The 20,058-nt window shown below is 44.4% G+C and carries 16 protein-coding genes; 15 read left to right on the forward strand and 1 reads right to left on the reverse strand.

Annotated elements, in window-relative coordinates:
- Window positions 1-4 precede the first annotated feature (4 nt).
- The 5 genes from PSF28_RS16790 to PSF28_RS16810 all read left to right on the forward strand — a co-directional run bounded on the left by PSF28_RS16790 (window position 5) and on the right by PSF28_RS16810 (window position 5,184).
- The gene (locus PSF28_RS16790; protein WP_210839539.1) at window positions 5-1,249 is read left to right on the forward strand and encodes a styrene monooxygenase/indole monooxygenase family protein; all 1,245 of its coding nucleotides are present in this window, start codon (window positions 5-7) and stop codon (window positions 1,247-1,249) included.
- Between the two features lie 16 nt (window positions 1,250-1,265).
- On the forward strand, window positions 1,266-1,802 hold the full coding sequence (locus PSF28_RS16795; RefSeq protein ID WP_247605438.1) for a flavin reductase family protein: 537 nt from the start codon (window positions 1,266-1,268) through the stop codon (window positions 1,800-1,802).
- 14 nt (window positions 1,803-1,816) lie between these two features.
- Entirely contained in the window at window positions 1,817-2,599 is a 783-nt protein-coding gene (locus PSF28_RS16800) for a cyclase family protein (protein WP_210839537.1), read from the forward strand.
- A gap of 3 nt (window positions 2,600-2,602) precedes the next feature.
- Window positions 2,603-4,216: a phytoene desaturase family protein gene (locus PSF28_RS16805; RefSeq protein WP_210839535.1), complete on the forward strand. Its 1,614-nt coding sequence runs from the start codon at window positions 2,603-2,605 to the stop codon at window positions 4,214-4,216.
- 74 nt (window positions 4,217-4,290) lie between these two features.
- Window positions 4,291-5,184 carry a SphA family protein gene (locus tag PSF28_RS16810; RefSeq protein WP_247605437.1) on the forward strand — a complete coding sequence of 298 codons (894 nt, stop codon included), beginning with the start codon at window positions 4,291-4,293 and terminating at the stop codon, window positions 5,182-5,184.
- An 81-nt stretch (window positions 5,185-5,265) separates the two neighbouring features.
- Here the strand turns inward: PSF28_RS16810 and PSF28_RS16815 are convergent, their stop codons facing one another.
- Window positions 5,266-6,273, reverse strand: coding sequence for an AraC family transcriptional regulator (locus PSF28_RS16815; RefSeq protein WP_210839531.1), 1,008 nt, complete (start codon window positions 6,271-6,273; stop codon window positions 5,266-5,268).
- A 747-nt stretch (window positions 6,274-7,020) separates the two neighbouring features.
- Between PSF28_RS16815 and PSF28_RS16820 the strand changes: the two genes are divergently transcribed.
- The 10 genes from PSF28_RS16820 to PSF28_RS16865 all read left to right on the forward strand — a co-directional run bounded on the left by PSF28_RS16820 (window position 7,021) and on the right by PSF28_RS16865 (window position 19,991).
- Window positions 7,021-9,219 carry a thiamine pyrophosphate-dependent enzyme gene (locus tag PSF28_RS16820; protein ID WP_210840020.1) on the forward strand — a complete coding sequence of 733 codons (2,199 nt, stop codon included), beginning with the start codon at window positions 7,021-7,023 and terminating at the stop codon, window positions 9,217-9,219.
- 9 nt (window positions 9,220-9,228) lie between these two features.
- Window positions 9,229-10,758, forward strand: a complete 1,530-nt coding sequence (locus PSF28_RS16825; protein WP_272685400.1) for an indolepyruvate oxidoreductase subunit beta family protein — start codon at window positions 9,229-9,231, stop codon at window positions 10,756-10,758.
- 10 nt (window positions 10,759-10,768) lie between these two features.
- Entirely contained in the window at window positions 10,769-11,191 is a 423-nt protein-coding gene (locus tag PSF28_RS16830) for an acyl-CoA thioesterase (protein ID WP_272685401.1), read from the forward strand.
- Window positions 11,192-11,207: 16 nt separating this feature from the next.
- Complete coding sequence (locus PSF28_RS16835; RefSeq protein ID WP_210840023.1) at window positions 11,208-13,505, forward strand: bifunctional salicylyl-CoA 5-hydroxylase/oxidoreductase; 2,298 nt, start codon at window positions 11,208-11,210, stop codon at window positions 13,503-13,505.
- A gap of 29 nt (window positions 13,506-13,534) precedes the next feature.
- A complete protein-coding gene (locus tag PSF28_RS16840; RefSeq protein WP_210840024.1) occupies window positions 13,535-14,662 on the forward strand; it encodes a cupin domain-containing protein in 1,128 nt (375 codons plus the stop codon).
- Between the two features lie 95 nt (window positions 14,663-14,757).
- Complete coding sequence (locus tag PSF28_RS16845; RefSeq protein WP_272685402.1) at window positions 14,758-15,669, forward strand: fumarylacetoacetate hydrolase family protein; 912 nt, start codon at window positions 14,758-14,760, stop codon at window positions 15,667-15,669.
- A gap of 9 nt (window positions 15,670-15,678) precedes the next feature.
- Window positions 15,679-16,710, forward strand: coding sequence for a carbon-nitrogen hydrolase family protein (locus PSF28_RS16850; protein ID WP_210840026.1), 1,032 nt, complete (start codon window positions 15,679-15,681; stop codon window positions 16,708-16,710).
- Complete coding sequence (locus PSF28_RS16855) at window positions 16,707-17,462, forward strand: maleate cis-trans isomerase family protein (RefSeq protein WP_004915080.1); 756 nt, start codon at window positions 16,707-16,709, stop codon at window positions 17,460-17,462. Before PSF28_RS16850 ends, PSF28_RS16855 begins: the two co-directional genes overlap by 4 nt.
- A gap of 79 nt (window positions 17,463-17,541) precedes the next feature.
- A complete protein-coding gene (locus PSF28_RS16860) occupies window positions 17,542-18,078 on the forward strand; it encodes a MarR family winged helix-turn-helix transcriptional regulator (RefSeq protein WP_210840027.1) in 537 nt (178 codons plus the stop codon).
- A gap of 266 nt (window positions 18,079-18,344) precedes the next feature.
- Window positions 18,345-19,991 carry a Na+/H+ antiporter gene (locus PSF28_RS16865; RefSeq protein WP_004915075.1) on the forward strand — a complete coding sequence of 549 codons (1,647 nt, stop codon included), beginning with the start codon at window positions 18,345-18,347 and terminating at the stop codon, window positions 19,989-19,991.
- Window positions 19,992-20,058: the final 67 nt, after the last annotated feature.

Raw genomic sequence — 20,058 nt, forward strand, 5'->3', positions numbered from 1 at the left:
TACTATGCGCCGTATCGCTATTGTAGGTGGTGGTCAAGCGGGTATGCCATTGGCTTTAGGTCTACTTGATAAAGGCTATGAAGTCACGGTTGCCACCAACCGCACACCAGATGATGTTAAAAATGGCCGCGTGATGTCGAGTCAGTGCATGTTCGATATTTCACTGCAATTTGAGCGTGATTTAGGGATCAATTTTTGGGAAGAAAAGTGTCCGCCAGTTGAAGGCATTGGTTTTACTGTTCCTCATCCCGAAAAAGCAGGGGAAAAAGTGATTTCTTGGCGCTCGCGTCTCGATAATTACGCCCAAGCTGTCGACCAACGTATCAAAATGCCTTACTGGATGGAATTATTCGCTGCTCGTGGGGGGAATTTACGCATTGAAGATGTTGGTATCGCAGAACTGGAACGCTTAGCGCAAACGCACGACTTAGTCGTGTTGGCTGGCGGGAAAGGGGAAATAGTGAAATTGCTTGAGCGCGATACGACCCGCTCACCTTATGACAAGCCACAACGTGCCTTAGCACTGACTTATGTGCATGGCATGTTACCAACCCCAGAATTTTCACAAGTGTCTTTCAATTTGATCCCTGGTGTAGGGGAGTATTTCGTCTTCCCATCACTGACGAATAGCGGTGATTGCCACATTATGGTGTTTGAGGGGATCCCCGGTGGGCCGATGGATCAATGGAATGAAGCACGTACTCCACAGGAACATTTGGCTTACAGTAAAAAAATTCTCAATACCTATTTACCTTGGGAAGCTGAACGTTGTCACAACGTTGAACTAACAGATGATAATGGCATCTTAGCAGGAAGATTTGCACCAACAGTGCGAAAACCAGTGTTAACTTTGCCATCAGGTAACATTGTGTTTGGTTTAGGAGATGCACTAGTCACCAATGATCCACTGACTGGCCAAGGATCAAATAACGCGACCAAAGCCTGCAAAGTTTACTATGACGCAATCTTAGCCCGTGGTGACAAGCCCTACACTGCCGAGTGGATGAATGACACATTTGAGCAGTTCTGGAAATATGGTCGCCATGTTGTGGAATGGACCAATTCTTTACTCGCTCCACCTGAGCCGCATATTTTACATCTATTGGGTGCAGCCCAGCAGCTGCCATCCCTCGCACACACCATCGCGAATGCCTTTAATTATCCACCAGTATTATTCCCTTGGTGGAAAGATGGAGCTGCCTGTGAGGCTTATATTCAATCACAAATGATTGAAGAAGCCAGAGCTTAATGGGGGAGATATCAATATGTCTATGGTTGCAGAGGATATAGCCATGTGTGATAGCGAATGGGGCCAAACTGAGTTTGAATCAAAAATATTGCGCAACCTGCTGGGATGCTACCCAACAGGCGTGGCGATTGTGACCACTCGAACTGCAGATGGGCGTGATGTTGGGTTGACTATCAACTCATTTGCTTCGTTATCACTTGATCCACCTTTAGTGCTATGGAGCTTAGTAAATCACTCACCCAATTTAGCGGTCTTTCGTGATTGTTCTCACTTTACTATCAATATTTTAGGGCATGGTCACCAAGAGCTTGCGATGCGTTTTGCGAACCCGCGCATTGAAAACAAATTTGCAGATGTGTCGATTCACCTGACACCAGAAGGTGTTCCTGCCTTGCATGGCGCTATTGCCACATTGGTGTGCGAAAACCATAAGCAAGACACGATTGGTGACCATTTATTGATGGTGGGGCATGTTCGCCGTATCGGTAGTCAAACGGGTAAACCGTTAGTGTTCCATGGCGGTAGCTTTACTGCCCTACATGAAGCGCCTTGAGCGCGGGAGAGACTATGAACCAGCAAACATTAATGGCATTTGCTACACAATTGCAGCAAGGAAATATTCAAGTTATTGACCTGACACAAACCTTGTCTCCATCATTTCCTGCACTGCAACTGCCAGAACAATTTGGACAAGTATGGTCATTTAGCATGGAACAAATTTCTCGCTACGATGATAACGGCCCAGCATGGTATTGGAATAATTTTAGCTGTGGAGAACATACTGGTACGCATTTTGATGCGCCAATTCATTGGATTAGTGGTAAAGACCAAGTCAATAACACCGTTGATACTATTCCTGTGGAAAATTTTGTAGCACCAGCGGTCGTGGTGGATGCCAGTAAAGAAGTCGCTCAAAACTCAGATTGGGTGTTAACTGTGGAGTTTTTACAAAAGTGGGAAGAAACACACGGCAAAATACCTAAAGGGGCTTGGGTACTTTTTAGAACGGATTGGTCGAAAAAGGCAAATGACCCTACTGCTTATGTAAGCATGCGAGAAGATGGTGCACACACTCCAGGGCCATCTCAAGAAGCGGTAGAGTGGTTAATTCATCAGCGTGATGTCAAAGGGTTTGGTGTTGAAACCATTAATACAGATGCGGGTCAATCATACAGTTGGCCAGTACCTTATCCCTGTCACACTTTAATGCATGGCAATAATAAGTATGGCCTGCAATGCTTGACGAATCTCGACAAACTGCCTGCAACAGGCATCGTGATAGTTGCTGCGCCACTTAAAATTGAAGGGGGTTCAGGTAGCCCGCTACGTGTACTCGCACTTGTGGGGTGAGGTATGACGACAAATTCGACCCCTCAAGTGATTATCGTGGGCAGTGGACTGAACTCATTGATGTGTGCCACCTTGTTGGCGGTACGTGGAAAGTCCGTCTTGGTTCTTGAGCGAAATGACCGCTTAGGGGGCTGTATCCGCACTGAAAATTTATTTGAAGGCTATACCCACGACCTACTTTCTTGCTGGTACTCCTTATTTGTTGGCAGCCCAGGATACCAAGAGTTAGAACCCTATTTAAAACAGTATGGATTAGAGTTTGCTCAGTGTGATTATTCAACGGGTTTAGTGCAACCGGATGGCCAGTCGATAGCACTGAAGCGGGATATCGGCCAAGCGGCGAAACAACTTGACCAATTGGCTCCCGGGGACGGCTTAGCATTTCGTAATATGGCTGAACAACTGTTTACGCAAGACGCAGCACTGACGTTTGGCCTATTAGGGCAAAATCCCTACAGTGCTAACATGTTGAAATTATTATTTTCAGAATGGCGAAAACGTGGGGTTGATGGCTTGCTTGATTTTGCAAAAGCGGGAATAGAAAGCTTTCGCCGTTGGTCAGAACGTGAATTACAACATGATTTTAGTCGAGCTTTGATGGCACCGTGGGTATTGCATACTGGACTGGGGCCAGACGAAGCCAGCTCTGCATTAATTGGAAAATTAACCTTTGCAGCTGTGGTCGCAGGGGGAATGCCTGTAGTGAAAGGCGGTAGTGCTCGCATTGTGGAGGCTTTTGCGAAGGTCATTGAAGCACACGGTGGTCAGCTAAAAACGGGTATGCATGTTGAAAAAATTATCACTGTCGGTGAGGGAAAAAACCAACGAGCTACAGGAGTGAAAGTGAATGGGCAAATCGTCACTGCGTCTGAAAGTGTGGTTTGTAACGTCACCCCAACGCAGTTATATGGCTCATTGCTCGATAATGTTTCCTCCCAAGTAAGACAAAAAGCTAGAGGCTACCGCTATGGACGGGCGGGAATGCAAATTCATTTTGCTTTAAGCGCTCCTCCCCCGTGGTGTAACCCTGAATTGCTAAATGTACCACTGGTCCATTTCACCGAAAGCATGGAACAAGTGTGTTTGTCGGTAACGCAGGCAAATAATGGCTACTTACCGGATAAACCGACATTTGGTATTGGCCAGCCCACCGCGCTTGATCTCAGTCGAGCTCCTGACGGAGGGTGGATCTTATGGATCCAAATGCAGGAGCTTCCCCGAGTTTTAAAAGGGGATTCTGCTGGTGAAATTTCAATACCAGATGATGGGTGTTGGAATGAGCAAGTGCGAGAAGCTGTTGCTGACCGAATTCAGCAACGTTTGGAACTTGTTATGCCCGGCTTTTCTTCGCTTATTGTTGGCCGCAAAGCCATTTCTCCGGCAGATTTGGAAAACTATAACTGTAACCTTGTCGGCGGAGATCCTTATTCAGGGACATGTTCTCCCGATCAATTCTTCTGGTTGCGACCTTTTTCTGCGACGGGCCAAACAAAGACACATCAAACCGCAGTCAAAAATCTTTTTCATATCGGTGCTTCAACACACCCTGGTCCCGGTCTTGGTGGTGGCTCAGGTTACCTTGTTGCCCAAAAATTGACAGTCAAACGCAGGACATAATAAATCCGCAAGGGATTTGCGACATAACAGGCAAAGCACACACAGTAAAACAATCCACTATGGCAGGAAACATGATGAAAAAAACAATAATCGGTAAGCTTGTAGCAGGTTCTTGTCTCTGCGTACTATCGTTTGGTACGATTGCCACCGAAGGCGGCGGTTTGGGGGTATACCCTGATGGGCTAGAAAACTTTATGTCAGGTGCATTGCCGCCGCAAGGGGTTCATGTACTGATGTATGGTGGAAATGCGCATTACGACAGTATTCGCGATAATAAAGGAGATAAAATCCCAGTTCCGGGGTTTAGCGTCAATGTGAACGTATTAGCACCTCGACTGATTTGGGTGACAGACCAAAAAGTCTTTGGTGGTGACCTCGCTTTTCATACGATAGTGCCATTATTGGATGTCACTGCGAAAGCCGCTGGTAAGAAGGATACCAGTCGCGGCCTTGGTGACATTACATTTGGTCCTGCATTAGGGTTTCACCCTTCAGCTGATTTACACTATGTGGTTGGACTAGATGCATATGCGCCTACGGGTAAATACAGCAAAACAGATCCCTCAAGCCTAGGTAAGAATTACTGGGCACTGCAGCCAGTGTGGGCAATTAGCTATATTCCTCCAGTTGGTGTTAATGCTGACTTGAAAATGATGTATGACTTTAACTTCCGTAATAACGATACTAAAACACGCTCAGGCCAAGCTTTTCATGCGGATTACGCCCTAGGTTGGGGGTTTGGTAATGGTTGGGTGGCAGGAATTGGGGGCTATGCATTTTGGCAAACGACAGATGACAGTGGGCCAAATTCAGCACAAGGGAAAGCTCGAGCTTATTCCATTGGCCCTTCAATTCGCTATGCAAACCCGCAAGGATGGTTATTTACTGCTAAATGGGAAAAGGATTTTGAAGTCAGAAACCGGCCGGAAGGCTCCCAAATTTATTTGAAAGCATCGATACCTTTTTAAAACATATTTGCATATTAAAACCCCCATATTGCCTTTACATAACAATATGGGGCTATTTGTAAGAAAGATATTGTTGAGAATTTAGGCTTTTTTCATGCTTTGGCTTGGGGTCTCACCATAACGTTGTTTATATTCCGCGCTGAAACGCCCCATATGAGCAAAACCCCAACGTAAAGCGACCCCTGTGACGCTTGTGGCTTCTCCTGAAAGGAGTTCTGCTCGAACACGTTCCATTCTTAAATCGCGCAAATATTGCATGGGGCTGATATCTAAAAACTCTTTAAAACCAGCATATAAGCTACGTAAGCTGACCCCTGCGATGTGTGCAAGCTGCTCAACGGTGATTGGCTCATGGGCATGCGCTTCTAAATATTCTTGTACTCGACGTACGTGCCGGGGGCGGATTGTTGCTCTTCGCATGCCTGAATCTTCGGTATAATTATGGCCTTGGGTTGAAAGAAGTGTGACAGAAACTAATTGTTCGACCTGTGTTGTGATCAGTTTATGTTGCAAAAGATCGGGTGTACGGGTTGCACATTCAATGAGGTAATTCATTAAAGTACGCCACGCAATGCAGGACTGCCAAGCAAATCCTAATTCAAAGACTAGGGGCTTATCGAGAATATGTCCCAGCTGACCCACTAGCGATCTTTCAAGTAAAGACCGTGAAATACGTAACATGAATTGATCGTTATCGCTATTCCAACGCATTGTTGTTGATTCTTCGGGGCTGAGGAGTGACGCCATTTGCGGTGTTGATTCAATACATTTTCCGCCACTTTCGATGATTGCTGTACCTGATAGAGGCATTTGCACTAGAAAAAAATCTTGTAATTGCCCCGGTGCAATAGAAACGTCTGCACCATAGCGCAAGCGACTAAGAGAAATGTCCCCCATTGGGATGTAGTGCATACGAGCGTCAAGACGTTGATGCGGATTAAGTGAGTTAAATTGATGAGGCTTCATGACTCGGCCAACCATCGATTTAATCTCTTCAGGATCTGCTGAGGTAAATAATAAACGCTCTGAAGAACAGAGTTGGTTTTCAATCTGAGGTGCAGATGAATGGGACCATGAGTTGCTCAACATCGGAGGTACCTCCAAAATGATTTGCCAGCCCTACTTTATAGAATAACCAAAAGTGGGTCTGACTAATATTGCTTATTATATGTTTTTCTCAATGAATTCAATTAATTATTATATTTTTGATAGTTTATTATCTGAGGAAGGAATGACTTCCATTTAAGTTAAATGGATTCCTTCTTCTTTTTTATTAACATTTTGTTAATTATTTTGTAACCAACTATGAACTGAACATAACATAAACATATTTTCTTACCTAGATAAAAACATGCAGAAACTATCCGAAAACTGCAAGAAAATAGAAACTATGTGATTATTGTGATATCGATAACAATATAAAAAATAAAGTTATTTTTATTTTTCAATAGCAAAATATACATGATTTTTCATGTTGTATTCTATATTTACCCATCTACTTCTTATTTGATTAGATTAACATTCTAAGTAATTTGTTTATGGTGATTTATTTTCCTGATTCATTTGTTTTTGTGAGATCTATTTCCTTTTGATTCATACTTTTCAGTATTTTTTATTTATTTTTATTGGGTTATTTTTGTTAAGTTATTTAGAAAGAAAACGAATTTTCTGGTTGTTTTAATTCGCTATTTGTCCCCTGTCTGCAAGCCTTATCCACTCTCTGCATAAATCTAATTTACATGATTAATCATGGATTGACCTTTAATTAACAAAAGGTATACAAATAAGAAACACAAGAAAGATAAAAACGTTCTGATGTTGATTGGTGAGGTTAAAATGGCTGAGCGATCGTTTGTACAAGAAGTTCAAAAATTACGGCAGGGGCAAGGTGAAACCTTTAGTGGTGAAGGGATCCTTGCTGTCACAAAAGCGTTATTAGAGTCAGGCGTATCTTACGTTGCTGGATATCAAGGTGCTCCCATCTCCCATTTGATGGATGTGCTTGCTGATGCGCAAGATATTTTATCCGAATATGGTATTCGTTTTGAAAATAGCGCAAGCGAAGCAACTGCAGCGGCAACTTTAGCAGCCTCTGTAAATTATCCACTGCGTGGCGCCGTGACGTTTAAAGCCACTGTAGGAACCAATGTCGCGTCTGATGCCTTAGCTAACTTAGCGTCTGGTGGGGTGTTAGGGGGGGCTTTAATTATTGTTGGTGAAGACTATGGTGAAGGTTCTTCTATTATGCAAGAGCGTAGCCATGCTTTTGCGATGAAATCGCAGATGTGGTTGCTTGACCCTCGTCCCAACTTACCGTCCATCGTTCAAGCAGTGAAAGATGGCTTTGAGCTCTCTGAAGCCAGTAATACACCTGTTATGTTACAAATGCGTATTCGTTCTTGTCATGTTCATGGGCAATTTGTTTGTGCGGATAACCAACATCCAAAATTTACCGTCAAGGATGCACTCGAGAACCCAACCCGAGATGTCAGTCGCATTGTATTACCTCCCGCTAGTTTCTTACATGAAAAAGAAAAAATAGAAGCTCGCTGGCCAGCAGCAGTTAAATTTATTCAACAACATGAGTTAAATGAGTTTTTTTCCGAGGACTCGGATGATGTTGGAATTGCACTACAAGGCGGTTGTTACAACACATTGATCCGCGCATTAAATCAGCTTGGATTAGCCGATGTATTTGGTAATAGCCAAATTCCCTTATATGTGATGAATGTAGCTTATCCATTGATTGATGATGAATTTGAACGTTTTTGTCGCCATAAAAAAGCGATTTTAATCTTGGAAGAGGGGCAGCCAAATTTTGTCGAGCAAAATGTGGCGAATATTTTACGTCAACGCAAGATTGATATTGCTCTCCATGGTAAGGATATGTTGCCAATGGCGGGAGAATATAATACTGCGACAGTACTTGTGGGCTTACGCTCATTCTTTGAATGTTATGGAAAGATAGCGCCACAAGTTAAAGCGGCTGCAAAACAAATTCGTATCCCAACGATTAATATTACCACTCAACAGCCTGATGAATCCTTACCTGAGTACGTCAATGCGGCAGAGCCGACATTAGAAGAATCTGTCCATGCTCGCCCACCAGGGTTTTGCACAGGTTGCCCTGAAAGACCTATTTTCACTGCGATGAAATTAGTGGAGCGTGAATTAGGCGAACACCATGTCAGTGCCGATATCGGCTGTCATCTATTTTCTATCTTGCCGCCATTTAATTTAGGTAACACCACCATGGGATATGGGTTAGGTGGCGCAGGTGCTGCGGCCTTGAATGCAAAAGCAGGGAAGCGTGCAATTTCAGTGATGGGTGATGGCGGCTTTTGGCATAACGGTTTAACCAGTGGTATTGCCAACAGTGTTTTTAATCGTAGTGATAATTTAACAATTGTTATTGATAACAACTATACGTCTGCAACGGGAGGGCAAGATATTCTCTCGTCGACAGCGCTGAACCCAACTCGCAGCACCGGCCATGAAATTGAAAAAGCAGTAAAAGGGGTTGGGGTCAATTGGGTGAAAACCATTAAACACACCTATGACTTAAAAGCCATGACCAATACGCTACGTGAAGCCCTAACAACCGATGAGCAAGGCCCAAAAGTTCTGATTGCACAAAGCGAATGCATGTTAAACAAACAACGCCGCGAAAAGAAAAAAGTACGCAGTGATGTTGCTGCCGGTAAACGGGTGGTACGTGAGCGTTTCGGGGTCGATCCTGACACCTGCACGGGAGACCACTCTTGTATTCGTTTGTCTGGTTGTCCGTCTTTATCCATTAAACCAAGTCAAGACCCACTAAGAACAGACCCAGTTGCAACAGTGATGGATAGCTGTGTCGGCTGTGGGTTATGTGGTGAAGTCTCTCACGCGGCTGTTTTGTGCCCTTCATTCTTTAAGGCTCAAATTATTACTAACCCGAATAGTTGGGACAAGTTACGTCACCGTGTTCGTGGTTGGTTTATTGGTTATCTACAGCGCCGTGATGCACGTCGTCGTGAACAATTTAGTTTTTAAGGGGGATGCATGAATTCGTTATCAACTGCATTACCATCGACAAAAGTTGCATTACAGCCGATTAAAATTGCCATTCTAGCCATGGGTGGTGAAGGTGGTGGGGTGCTTGCTGACTGGGTTGTTAACCTAGGTGAAGAAAACGGCTATTTTGCCCAAACAACTTCAGTTCCTGGCGTGGCACAGCGCACAGGGGCAACAATATATTATGTAGAACTCTTCCCGGGGGCTGACAACCCTCAAACACCTTCACCTGTGTTAGCTCTGATGCCCATGCCTGGTGATGTAGATGTTGTATTGGCTTCTGAGTTAATGGAAGCGGGCAGAGCGGTACAGCGTGGTTTTGTTACCCCAGAGCGCACAACATTAATTAGCTCGACACATCGGGTTTACTCCATTGCTGAAAAATCAGCGATGGGTGATGGGCGAGTCGATAGCCAAGCATTGATTCGTCATGCTGCGGCATCCGCACGCCAGTTTATTCATTTTGATATGGCGCAAGCGGCACAAGAAAGCGGCAGTGTGATCAGCGCTGTTTTATTTGGTGCATTGTTTGGCTCCGGTGTTTTGCCATTTAGCCGTGCACAATTCGAAGAAACGATTGTCCGCGGTGGTGTTGGTGTAAAGCCAAGTTTGCGAGCTTTTACATTAGGAGCCGAAAAAGCCGCGACACCTGAAGATGCGTACCAATCTGAATCAACAAAAAGCATCGTATATTCACCAAAAAATAAACAAGTATCGCAGCTATTAGCGCGTATCCAACACGAATTTTCTCCTCATGCGCAGTATCTCGTCACTGAAGGGGTTCGCCGACTTATTGATTACCAAGATCCTGCATATGCCTCTTTGTATTTAGAACGCCTCAATAACCTCTTTGCGCAAGAGGGTGGACAAGATGAACGTTTGCAACGAGCACTTGCACGCCACTTAGCACTGTGGATGTCCTATGAAGACACCATTCGAGTTGCTGACCTTAAAATTCGTGATAGCCGCTTTGCTCGCGTTCGTAATGAAGTACAGGCAAAAGATAGCCAATTATTGGATATCAATGAATTTATGCATCCAAGAATTGAAGAGATTTGCGAAACGCTTCCCAAAAATTTGGGGCGCTGGTTAATGCGCCCACATTGGTTACACAAAGCGCTTCGCAAAATGACCGAAAAAGGGCGCACTATCACTACCAGTTCTTTATTTGGTTTTTTACAGTTGTATGTATTAGCGGCATGGCGAAAAGGCCGGCGTTCGACATTACGCTATCAACTAGAAACGCAACGTATTGAAAAATGGCTCACCACTGTGATTGAAGCAGCGAAAGTTAACCCAGCTCTAGCGACAGAAATTACTCAGTGCCAACGTGTTGTTAAGGGCTATAGCGACACTCATGCGAGAGGATTGCGTAATTTCCAAATATTAATGGATATCGTTGTGCAGCAAGGAAGCAAATTAACGCCCATTAACTTACGGGAGTTGCGCGAGGCTGCGTTAGCTGATGAACACGGTAAAGAGTTAGAAAAATGCCGCCAACGTTTAGCAATGAATTAAGGACAACATCATGAGTTTACTGATATTTACTAAGCTACACAAAATCCACTTTTCGGAGTGTGACCCCGCTGGCATCGTGTTCTATCCCCAGTATTTCGTGATGTTTAATAATTTACTTGAACGTTGGGTTGATGAATTAGTTCCTCAAGGTTTTGCTGGTTACATCATGGAGCAACGCTTTGGATTGCCGACGGTACACCTAGAAGCAGAGTTCAAAGCCATTAGTAAAATGGGGGATAACGTGATGCTAGAACTGCATGTCCAACGTATTGGCCGCAAGTCTCTGACGTTACATCAACGCTGTGTTGGTATTGATAACGTATTGCGTATGCAAGTGACACAAACCTATGTCACAACATCATTAGAAACGCATCAAGCAATCCCCATTCCCGATGCCCTGTATCAGGCATTAACCGCTCAGCAACCTGTGTAAGTAAAGGAGAAATTCCATGAATATCGTGTGTATTGGCGGTGGTCCCGCAGGGCTTTATTTCGGGTTGCTGATGAAACTGCAGAACCCGCAAAACCGTGTTGTGGTGGTGGAGCGTAATCGTCCCTATGACACTTTTGGCTGGGGAGTGGTATTTTCTGATGCCACACTCACTAATTTACGCCAAGCTGACCCTGTTTCTGCAGAAACTATTTCTGCAGAATTTAGTCACTGGGATGATATCGATGTGCATTTTAAAGGTGTATGTAATCGCAGTGGTGGCCATGGTTTTATTGGTATTGGGCGCAAAAAGTTACTCAATATTTTACAAGACCGTTGCTTGGAACTGGGTGTGGAGTTGGTGTTTGAAACCCAAGTCACAGATGATCAAGCGATTGCTCGTGAATACCAAGCCGATTTGCTCATTGCATCTGACGGTATTAATAGTGCGGTACGTACGCGTTACGAAAACGTGTTTAAACCCGATATTGACCCACGTCGTTGCCGTTTTGTTTGGTTGGGTACAAAGAAAATTTTTGACGCTTTTACCTTCTTATTTGCCGAAAATGAGCACGGTTGGTTCCAAGTTCATGCCTATCAATTTCAAGAGGGATTATCGACTTTTATTGTTGAAACGACAGAAGAAACTTGGCTTAAAGCGGGTATTGACCAAATGTCTCAAGAGGATGGCATCGCTTATTGTGAAAAGCTATTTGCACCGTGGCTTGATGGTGAAAAACTGATTGCTAATGCTGCTCATTTACGTGGTGCCGCAATTTGGATCCGTTTCCCTCGCGTCATCTGTGAAAATTGGGTGCATTGGACACAGCCAACACAGGGGAAAGATGTTCCAGTAGTCTTGATGGGCGATGCAGCTCATACGGCCCATTTTTCGATAGGCTCGGGAACCAAGTTAGCATTAGAAGATGCTATTGAGCTGTGTGAAAGCTTGAAAACCGCAGAAGGTGATTTACGTAAAGGGCTGGCGCATTACCAGACGGTGCGTAGTGTCGAAGTGCTGAAAATTCAGAATGCAGCACGTAATTCGACAGAGTGGTTCGAAAATGTCTGTCGCTATGAAAACTTAGCACCAGAGCAATTTGCTTATTCCCTCTTAACGCGTTCACAGCGTATATCCCATGAAAACTTGCGAGTGCGGGATGCTGCATGGTTGGAAAATTACGAGCAGTGGTTTGCAGCACAAACGGGTGTGACTTCAAAGGCAAAAGTACCGCCTATGCTGACGCCTTATCACGTGCGGGGTGTCACGCTTAATAACCGAGTGGTTGCATCACCGACACTATTGTATTGCGCTAATCAGGGCGTACCCGATGATTTTCACTTGGTACATTTGGGGAGTCGTGCATTAGGCGGAGTGGGATTAGTCATGACTGAAATGACAGCTATTACCCCCGAAGCTCGAGTGACAAAAGGCTGTGTTGGTATTTGGAGTGACGAGCAAGTCGCCGCATGGCAGCGGGTGACTGATTTTGTTCATCAAAAAACGGAAGCCAAAATTGGGATTCAATTAGGTCATGCAGGACGCCGTGGTTCAACTCAGCGAGGGTGGGAAAAAGAAAATCACCCACTGGATGCGGATAACTGGCCGTTAGTTTCTGCTTCAGCGTTGCCTTATTTAGCGAATATTTCACAAACTCCGGTGGAATTATCCGAGGCGCAAATGACAGTGGTGGTAAGCCAATTTGTTGCCGCAGCAAAACGTGCCGAAGAGGCCGGTTTTGACTGGCTTGAACTGCAAGCAGGACAGGGTTATTTACTGTCGAGCTTTATTTCTCCATTAACCAATCAGCGTACAGATAACTACGGTGGAACATTAGAAAACCGCTTACGTTTCCCATTAGCTGTCATTCATGCTGTACGTCAAGTGTGGTCAAAGCCGTTGTGTGTGCGTATTTCAACGACGGACTGGGTGGACGGTGGAACGACGGTCGATGATGCAGTGGAAATTGGCCGTGCAATGAAGCAAGTGGGAGTGGATATGATTGATTGCTCTTCAGGTGAGGTATCACCACAACAGCAACCAATCTATGGTCGGATGTATCAAACACCAATGGCAGACCGTATTCGTAATGAGGCTGGAATACCCGTTATTGCCGTCGGTGCGATTACTGACGCAGACCAAGTGAACAGCATTATTGCCGCTGGACGGGCAGATTTGTGCGCTTTATCTCGACCATTACTTTCTGACTCTGCATGGGTCTTACATGAATGTGCGCGTTATGGGTGGGAAACTTGTTGGCCGGCACCGTATGAGTATGGGCGCCAGCAACTCGTTCAATCCTTGAAGTCGCGTTAAAGGCTTTGGTAAACCAAGAGGAAAATAGCATGAATACACGCTCCCATGACCAATATCGAGAAAATGTGGCAGGTCGTGCCGATGTGGCAGATACCCCTGAACTAGTGGCGTATTACCAAGAATTGGATGCGTTGAAGACAGGTGCACTATGGACGGTAGCAAACAAGATTGAACCGTGGCAGCCCAAATCAAGTTCAGTTCCGGTGTTGTGGCGCTACCGTGACCTACGTGAGCATGTGTTACGTTCAGTCGAATTGGTGACACCAGAAAAAGCAGGACGCCGCGTAATTTATTTAAATAACCCCGGCCGCCAAGATGTGGCTGCTGCAGTCGGTTGGCTGTACTCAGGTTTGCAAGTAATGCACCCAGGAGAAGCTGCTTCGGCACATGCTCATTCGTCTTCAGCATTGCGTTTTATTATGGAAGGGCGTGGGGCATACACCATTGTCGAAGGGCAGAAAATGATGCTAGAAGCCAACGACTTTGTACTGACGCCAAATGGAACATGGCATGAGCACGGTGTTGCGGAAGATGGCTTACCTTGTATCTGGCAAGATGGGCTTGATATCCCGTTAGTCAATGCCATGGAAGCTGGTTTTTACAAAGTGCATCCTGATTTGCACCAAGCACAAACACGCCCTATCGACTACCCAGTTGGCATGTGGGGGGGAACGGCATTACGCCCTCATGATATCGGTTGGGATAAACCTTATTCGCCATTATTTAAATACCAATGGGGGCCAACTTACGAGGCTCTATGCCGTGCAGCCAAGGCTGCGGATGGCTCAGTATTTGATGACGTTTTAATGCACTATACCAACCCTCTCACTGGTGGGCCGGTGATGCCAACTATTGGGGCAAGTATGCAATTACTACGTCCGGGCTTTGTGGGTAAAGCTCATCGTCATACGGGTAGCTTTATTTATCAAGTAGCCAAAGGGCAAGGGTATTCGGTGATTAACGGCCAGCGTTTTGATTGGCAAGAGCGGGATATTTTCTGTGTGCCATCATGGATGTTCCATGAACATGTGAATACCTCACAAACCGATGATGCATGTCTGTTTTGCTTTAATGACTTACCCGTAATGCAATCTTTGGGGCTCTATTATGAAGAAGCTCTAGTTGAAAATGATGGGAACCAAAAAGTCATTAGCTAGGTGAATACCATATTTATTAGTAATTAATTTAAACATTTTATTATTCCAATTTACGTGAAGAAGTGAGTGAGACACCTCATTCAAGGAGAAAGAAAATGCGCTTAATAACTTATCGTTCTGATGTAACCGCAGCAGCTCGTTTAGGAGCAATTGTTAACCATCAAGTAGTGGATTTAGCTCTTCTTGCCCAAGAGCAAGTGCTATACTTGCCTGACAATATGTTGGATTTTATCGATTTAGGCCCACAAGGCGTACGCGTTGGAACTGAACTCTTAAATTCTTATCAGGGACAATTTCCTGCTGGGACTGCTTGGCCGGTGCAAAACGTGAAAATTTTGGCTCCAATCCCTCGTCCACGTAAAAATATTTTTGGTATTGGTTTGAATTATGTTGAGCACGTGGCGGAATCCAGCCGTACATTAGACACCTCAAAAGAGCTTCCAAAGCAACCGGTTATTTTTTCTAAGCCACCAACTACAGTGATTGGACCGGGGGATGCTATTGAACATAACGCCAAAATTACCCAACAATTAGACTGGGAAGTTGAATTGGCAGTGATTATCGGCACGCGTGCGAAAAGTGTTACGGCAAAAGATGCGCTTAATTATGTGTTTGGTTACAGCTTGATGATTGATATGAGCGCACGTGATTGCCGTCGTGCGGGGCAGTGGATTTACTCTAAAGGGCAAGATACTTATTCGCCATTTGGGCCTTGCATTGTCACTGCTGATGAAATACCGGACCCTCATTCCCTAGATTTAAGCTTAAAAGTGAATGGGGTAACCAAACAATCCTCAAACACACGTCATATGCTATTTAATGTAAATGCATTGATTGAAGATATTAGCCAAGGGATCACATTAGAACCAGGTGACATCATTGCGACAGGTACTCCAGAGGGTGTGGGGGCAGGTAGAACGCCACAAGAATGGGTCTGGCCGGGAGATGTCATTGAGGCATATGTCGAGAGCATTGGTGAATTGCGTCATCCAGTTGTTGCCGTTTAAGGGGGAAATATGCTGAATTTGCAGACATTTAAAGCGGCTGCGGTACAGGCTGCTCCCGTGTTTCTCGATACCCATGCTACGGTAGATAAAGTTTGTCGTTTAATTGAAGAAGCGGCAGACAACGGGGCGAAATTGGTCGCGTTTCCAGAGGTGTTTGTTTCTGGTTATCCCTATTGGAGCTGGGTGATGAACCCGATAGACGGCAGCCCATGGTTTGAAAAACTGTGCAAATCTGCCATTGAAGTCCCAGGGCCTGAAATCCAAAAAATCGCTCAAGCGGCGGCACGTCATCACATCAATGTTGTGATTGGGGTGAATGAACGCAATCCGAATGGAATTGCTACGTTATATAACACGTTAGTGACTATTTCAGATGAAGGAAAAATTTTAGGGCGCCATCGCAAATTAGTTCCAACATGGGCGGAAAAACTGACGTGGGCAAATGGAGATGCGTCCTCATTAAAAGTGCACCAAACCAGTATTGGGCCTCTCGGCGCCTTAGCTTGTGGGGAAAACACCAATACACTGGCTCGTTTTGCTTTATTGGCACAGGGTGAGTTAGTCCATATTGCGAGTTATATCGCCTTACCCGTTGCGCCGAAAGACTATGACATGGCAGAGGCGATCCGTCTGCGCGCTTCAGCCCACTGTTTCGAAGGCAAGGTTTTCACGATAGTTTCCTGTTCGACGGTGTCAGAAGAGATTATTGATGCAATGTCTACAACTTACCCAGAAGCACGGGAGCTACTGGCTCGGCCAAATAGTGCTTTTTCTGGAATTATCGGGCCTGATGGGCGTGTTGTCGGCGAACCATTGATTGACGAAGAAGGTATCGTTTACGGTGAAATTAATTTAAATCGCTGCATTCAACCACGGCAAATGCATGATATTACAGGGAATTATAATCGTTTTGATATCTTTGATTTACAGGTAAACCGTCGGCCATTAACCGCCGCACGTTTTCACGGTGATGGGCAAGATACTGAGGCGTTAAACGTATTTCCAGAATCAGCTGAGTCATTTGGGGAGAACGAGTCATGAGTTTAGCACGTACATATCGTATCGGGCAGATTGTCCCATCGTCAAATACGACGATGGAAACCGAAATTCCGTCCATATTACGGGTAAGAGAAGCCCTGTTTGCGGAACGCTTCACTTTCCATTCAAGCCGTATGCGTATGCAAAAAGTGACCAAAGAGGAGTTGGCAAAAATGGACTCTGATAGTGACCGCTGCGCTATTGAATTATCAGATGCCGCGGTTGATGTGCTGGGGTATGCTTGCTTAGTGGCCATTATGAGCATGGGTAAGGGTTATCATCGAGTGTCCGAAAAACGCTTATTCCAACGAACGGTAGATAACGGCCATTCAGCGCCAGTAGTGACTAGCGCAGGAGCATTGGTTGATGGTTTGCATGCGATAGGCGCTAAGAAAGTGTCTATTTTAACGCCGTATATGAAACCGCTGACACAGCTTGTGATTGATTATATTGAAAGTGAAGGCATTGAGGTGGTAGACAGTATTTCACTGGAAATCCCCGATAATTTAGACGTGGGGCGGCAAAATCCATTAGCACCAGCGGAAATTACTAAAAAGCTCAATACCCAAGTAGATGCAATTGTGGCGTCTGCTTGTGTGCAAATGCCTTCACTACCTTCAATACAGCTAATTGAAGACAGAGTTGGTTTACCGGTGTTATCTTCTTCGGTGGCGACTACCTATATGATGTTAAAAAAACTGGGTTTAGAAACGCGCGTTGATGGGTTTGGTTCATTGTTAAGTGGAAAGTTTTAGCTGAATTATAGCCGGCTTCTGTTACTCTTGAGGAGTTGTAACCAAACGCAATAATTCAAGAATCTATCAAGGGGAGCGAATGGCAGACTCAAAGGTTTTTGTTGATAACTATTTGCCTGCCCTGTTGGGGCAGGCTTGGATGTTGGTTTCATCCGAGTTTCATGCCATTGTTGAAGAAAAAGGTTTGTCAGTATTAGAGTGGAGAGTGTTATCCACACTGGCAGGAAATGGCTCGATGGGGATCACCGAACTTGCACAAAAAACGGTGAGTAAACAACCTACAATTACTCGTGTACTACAACGATTAGAGCAGCAGGGGCACGTGGTTCGCCACAGTAACTATAATGGCAGTGATAAGCGCATAACACTTGTTAGTGTGACATCAAGTGGAATGTCATTGGTTGATGGTTTACTTATTGCTGCACAGCAACACGAAGAGGCTGTTTTAGCGCCCTTGGGGTTACGTAAAAGTAAGGTTATTAAGCAAGTACTACAAGAATTAATTGAGCGGTATAGCCTAGAAAATGCCAATACTACCTATAAAAGTACTTCTGATAATAATCATAAAAAGAAAAAGCTGGGTAGCGGAAATGGATTTAGTGAAACAAAAGAATAGTCAGTTAATGGTGCTTTAGTTTGGTTTTTAATAGTAAGGCATAACTTATTGTTTAAATAAGAATTTAATTGTTCTATATCAAATAGATAAATAAGTTTTTTATGGACGGCTCAAGTTGACGGTAATTTTATAACTTAATGATAGATAGGCTATTTCTTAAATTTATTATTTTTATATCAGATGATTAATTGCTACTTTACATTGATTCAATTTATCTATTTACTGCATAACTGATAATTAATGATTAGCTAAACATGGAGCAATCAATGTCAGTAGTGACACTTGTACTCGTTTTTTTATTAGCCGTTGTTGTGAGCGTTTTTGTTTCACGATTGCTCAAAGATATTATTCCATTACCCCTGATTCAGATAGCATTAGGGGCTGGCTTGTCTTTATACGGTTTTACAGTTGAATTTGAACCTCATCTATTTCTATTTTTATTTATCCCTCCTTTGCTGTTTCTGGACGGTTGGCGTATTCCTAAAGAAGCCTTATTCCAAGAAATTAAACCGATCATGTCGTTAGCCATCGGCCTAGTGGTTGTCACGGTTATTGGTATGGGCTTTTTTATACATTGGTTAATTCCGGCTATTTCTTTAGCTGTTGCCTTTGCCTTGGCTGCTATTTTGTCGCCAACAGACCCTGTTTCAGTGTCTGCAATGACTGTCAATTCCCCATTGCCATCGCGAATGGCACATATTCTAGAAGGGGAGTCATTGCTGAATGATGCAACGGGCCTAGTGTGTTTCAGTTTTGCGGTGGTCGCTGCGTTAACAGGTACATTTTCTCTTGCTTCAGCGGCGGGGCAGTTTGTGCTCGTTGCATTCGGGGGAATTTTAATTGGTTTGCTGGTGGCTTGGGCAATTGGTTGGTTAAATCAATTGTTAGTTAAGCGTACTGGTGAAGAGCCTGCTATTCAAATTATGATCAGCCTATTGATGCCATTTACGGCTTACTTATTAGCTGAACATCTACATGTTTCCGGTATTTTAGCCGCAGTGGTTGCTGGTATTGCCATGCACTATGAAAAAATTGCAGGGCGTATGCAAGCCGCTACACGGATGCAAAGTAAAGCGGTATGGGACACGGTACAAACCGCGTTGAACGGAATGATTTTCATTTTGTTAGGTGAGCAGTTACCCGGTATGTGGACAAACATGCCTGCTGTCGCAGAAGCGGCTGGGGCGAGTCACCCTTGGATGTTATTTGTGTATGTGGCAATCATTACTGTGGCCTTGGCGGTTTTACGGTTTAGCTGGGTGTGGATCTCGATGACTCTAACGGTCTTCCATAAACGCCGTCGCGGTAAAGAAGCTGATGTCATGCATATTCGTATGATGGCGGTTATGGCGACAGCAGGTGTGCGTGGAGCGATTACGTTAGCGGGTATTTTGACATTACCATTACTGATGCCAGATGGTTCATTATTTCCGAATCGTGATGTGGCTATTTTCTTAGCAATGGGAGTGATTTTATGTTCATTGCTGATTGCCAGTATTGCGCTGCCAATTTTAACCAAGGGGCTGGTACAAGATTTACCTTATGATAATGACGAAATTCGAGCGCGTTTAGCCTTAAATGAGGCAGCAATGGCGCATTTACGTGAATTGATGAACCACCCATCGGATGATATGGATGAAATTGCGATGCGTACTGAGGTTGGGGCGCAACTGTTAGAAATTTATGGCAGACGACTCGATAACTCAGATGAAACTGAGTCAGATGTGTATGACTTACATAAGATGATTGATATGGAACGTGAGATGTCCAAGTCAGCATTAAAAGCAAAACGGGACGCGTTATATCAAATGCGTAAAAGCAAAAATATCAATGAAAGGGTGTACCATCGTTTACGTGATGAACTTGATTTAAAAGAAGAAACACTTAATCACCATAAAAATGGTAAACATTAGTTAGTAAAATAAAAGACCTGAATTTATTCAGGTCTAAGGTTGTTGACAAAGCGGGATAAAAGCGTGG

This window comes from Providencia sp. PROV130 (genome assembly GCF_028482225.1).
In the GTDB taxonomy this organism is placed as follows: Bacteria; Pseudomonadota; Gammaproteobacteria; order Enterobacterales; family Enterobacteriaceae; genus Providencia; species Providencia rettgeri.

What these genes read in the sequence shown, in the direction of transcription:
- PSF28_RS16835 (WP_210840023.1), top strand. Translation starts at nt 11,208, where the DNA reads ATGAATATCGTGTGTATTGGCGGTGGTCCCGCAGGGCTTTATTTCGGG.
- PSF28_RS16815 (WP_210839531.1), bottom strand. Translation starts at nt 6,273, where the DNA reads ATGTTGAGCAACTCATGGTCCCATTCATCTGCACCTCAGATTGAAAAC.
- PSF28_RS16845 (WP_272685402.1), top strand. Translation starts at nt 14,758, where the DNA reads ATGCGCTTAATAACTTATCGTTCTGATGTAACCGCAGCAGCTCGTTTA.
- PSF28_RS16790 (WP_210839539.1), top strand. Translation starts at nt 5, where the DNA reads ATGCGCCGTATCGCTATTGTAGGTGGTGGTCAAGCGGGTATGCCATTG.
- PSF28_RS16800 (WP_210839537.1), top strand. Translation starts at nt 1,817, where the DNA reads ATGAACCAGCAAACATTAATGGCATTTGCTACACAATTGCAGCAAGGA.
- PSF28_RS16795 (WP_247605438.1), top strand. Translation starts at nt 1,266, where the DNA reads ATGTCTATGGTTGCAGAGGATATAGCCATGTGTGATAGCGAATGGGGC.
- PSF28_RS16855 (WP_004915080.1), top strand. Translation starts at nt 16,707, where the DNA reads ATGAGTTTAGCACGTACATATCGTATCGGGCAGATTGTCCCATCGTCA.
- PSF28_RS16820 (WP_210840020.1), top strand. Translation starts at nt 7,021, where the DNA reads ATGGCTGAGCGATCGTTTGTACAAGAAGTTCAAAAATTACGGCAGGGG.
- PSF28_RS16865 (WP_004915075.1), top strand. Translation starts at nt 18,345, where the DNA reads ATGTCAGTAGTGACACTTGTACTCGTTTTTTTATTAGCCGTTGTTGTG.
- PSF28_RS16860 (WP_210840027.1), top strand. Translation starts at nt 17,542, where the DNA reads ATGGCAGACTCAAAGGTTTTTGTTGATAACTATTTGCCTGCCCTGTTG.
- PSF28_RS16825 (WP_272685400.1), top strand. Translation starts at nt 9,229, where the DNA reads ATGAATTCGTTATCAACTGCATTACCATCGACAAAAGTTGCATTACAG.
- PSF28_RS16810 (WP_247605437.1), top strand. Translation starts at nt 4,291, where the DNA reads ATGAAAAAAACAATAATCGGTAAGCTTGTAGCAGGTTCTTGTCTCTGC.
- PSF28_RS16850 (WP_210840026.1), top strand. Translation starts at nt 15,679, where the DNA reads ATGCTGAATTTGCAGACATTTAAAGCGGCTGCGGTACAGGCTGCTCCC.
- PSF28_RS16840 (WP_210840024.1), top strand. Translation starts at nt 13,535, where the DNA reads ATGAATACACGCTCCCATGACCAATATCGAGAAAATGTGGCAGGTCGT.
- PSF28_RS16830 (WP_272685401.1), top strand. Translation starts at nt 10,769, where the DNA reads ATGAGTTTACTGATATTTACTAAGCTACACAAAATCCACTTTTCGGAG.
- PSF28_RS16805 (WP_210839535.1), top strand. Translation starts at nt 2,603, where the DNA reads ATGACGACAAATTCGACCCCTCAAGTGATTATCGTGGGCAGTGGACTG.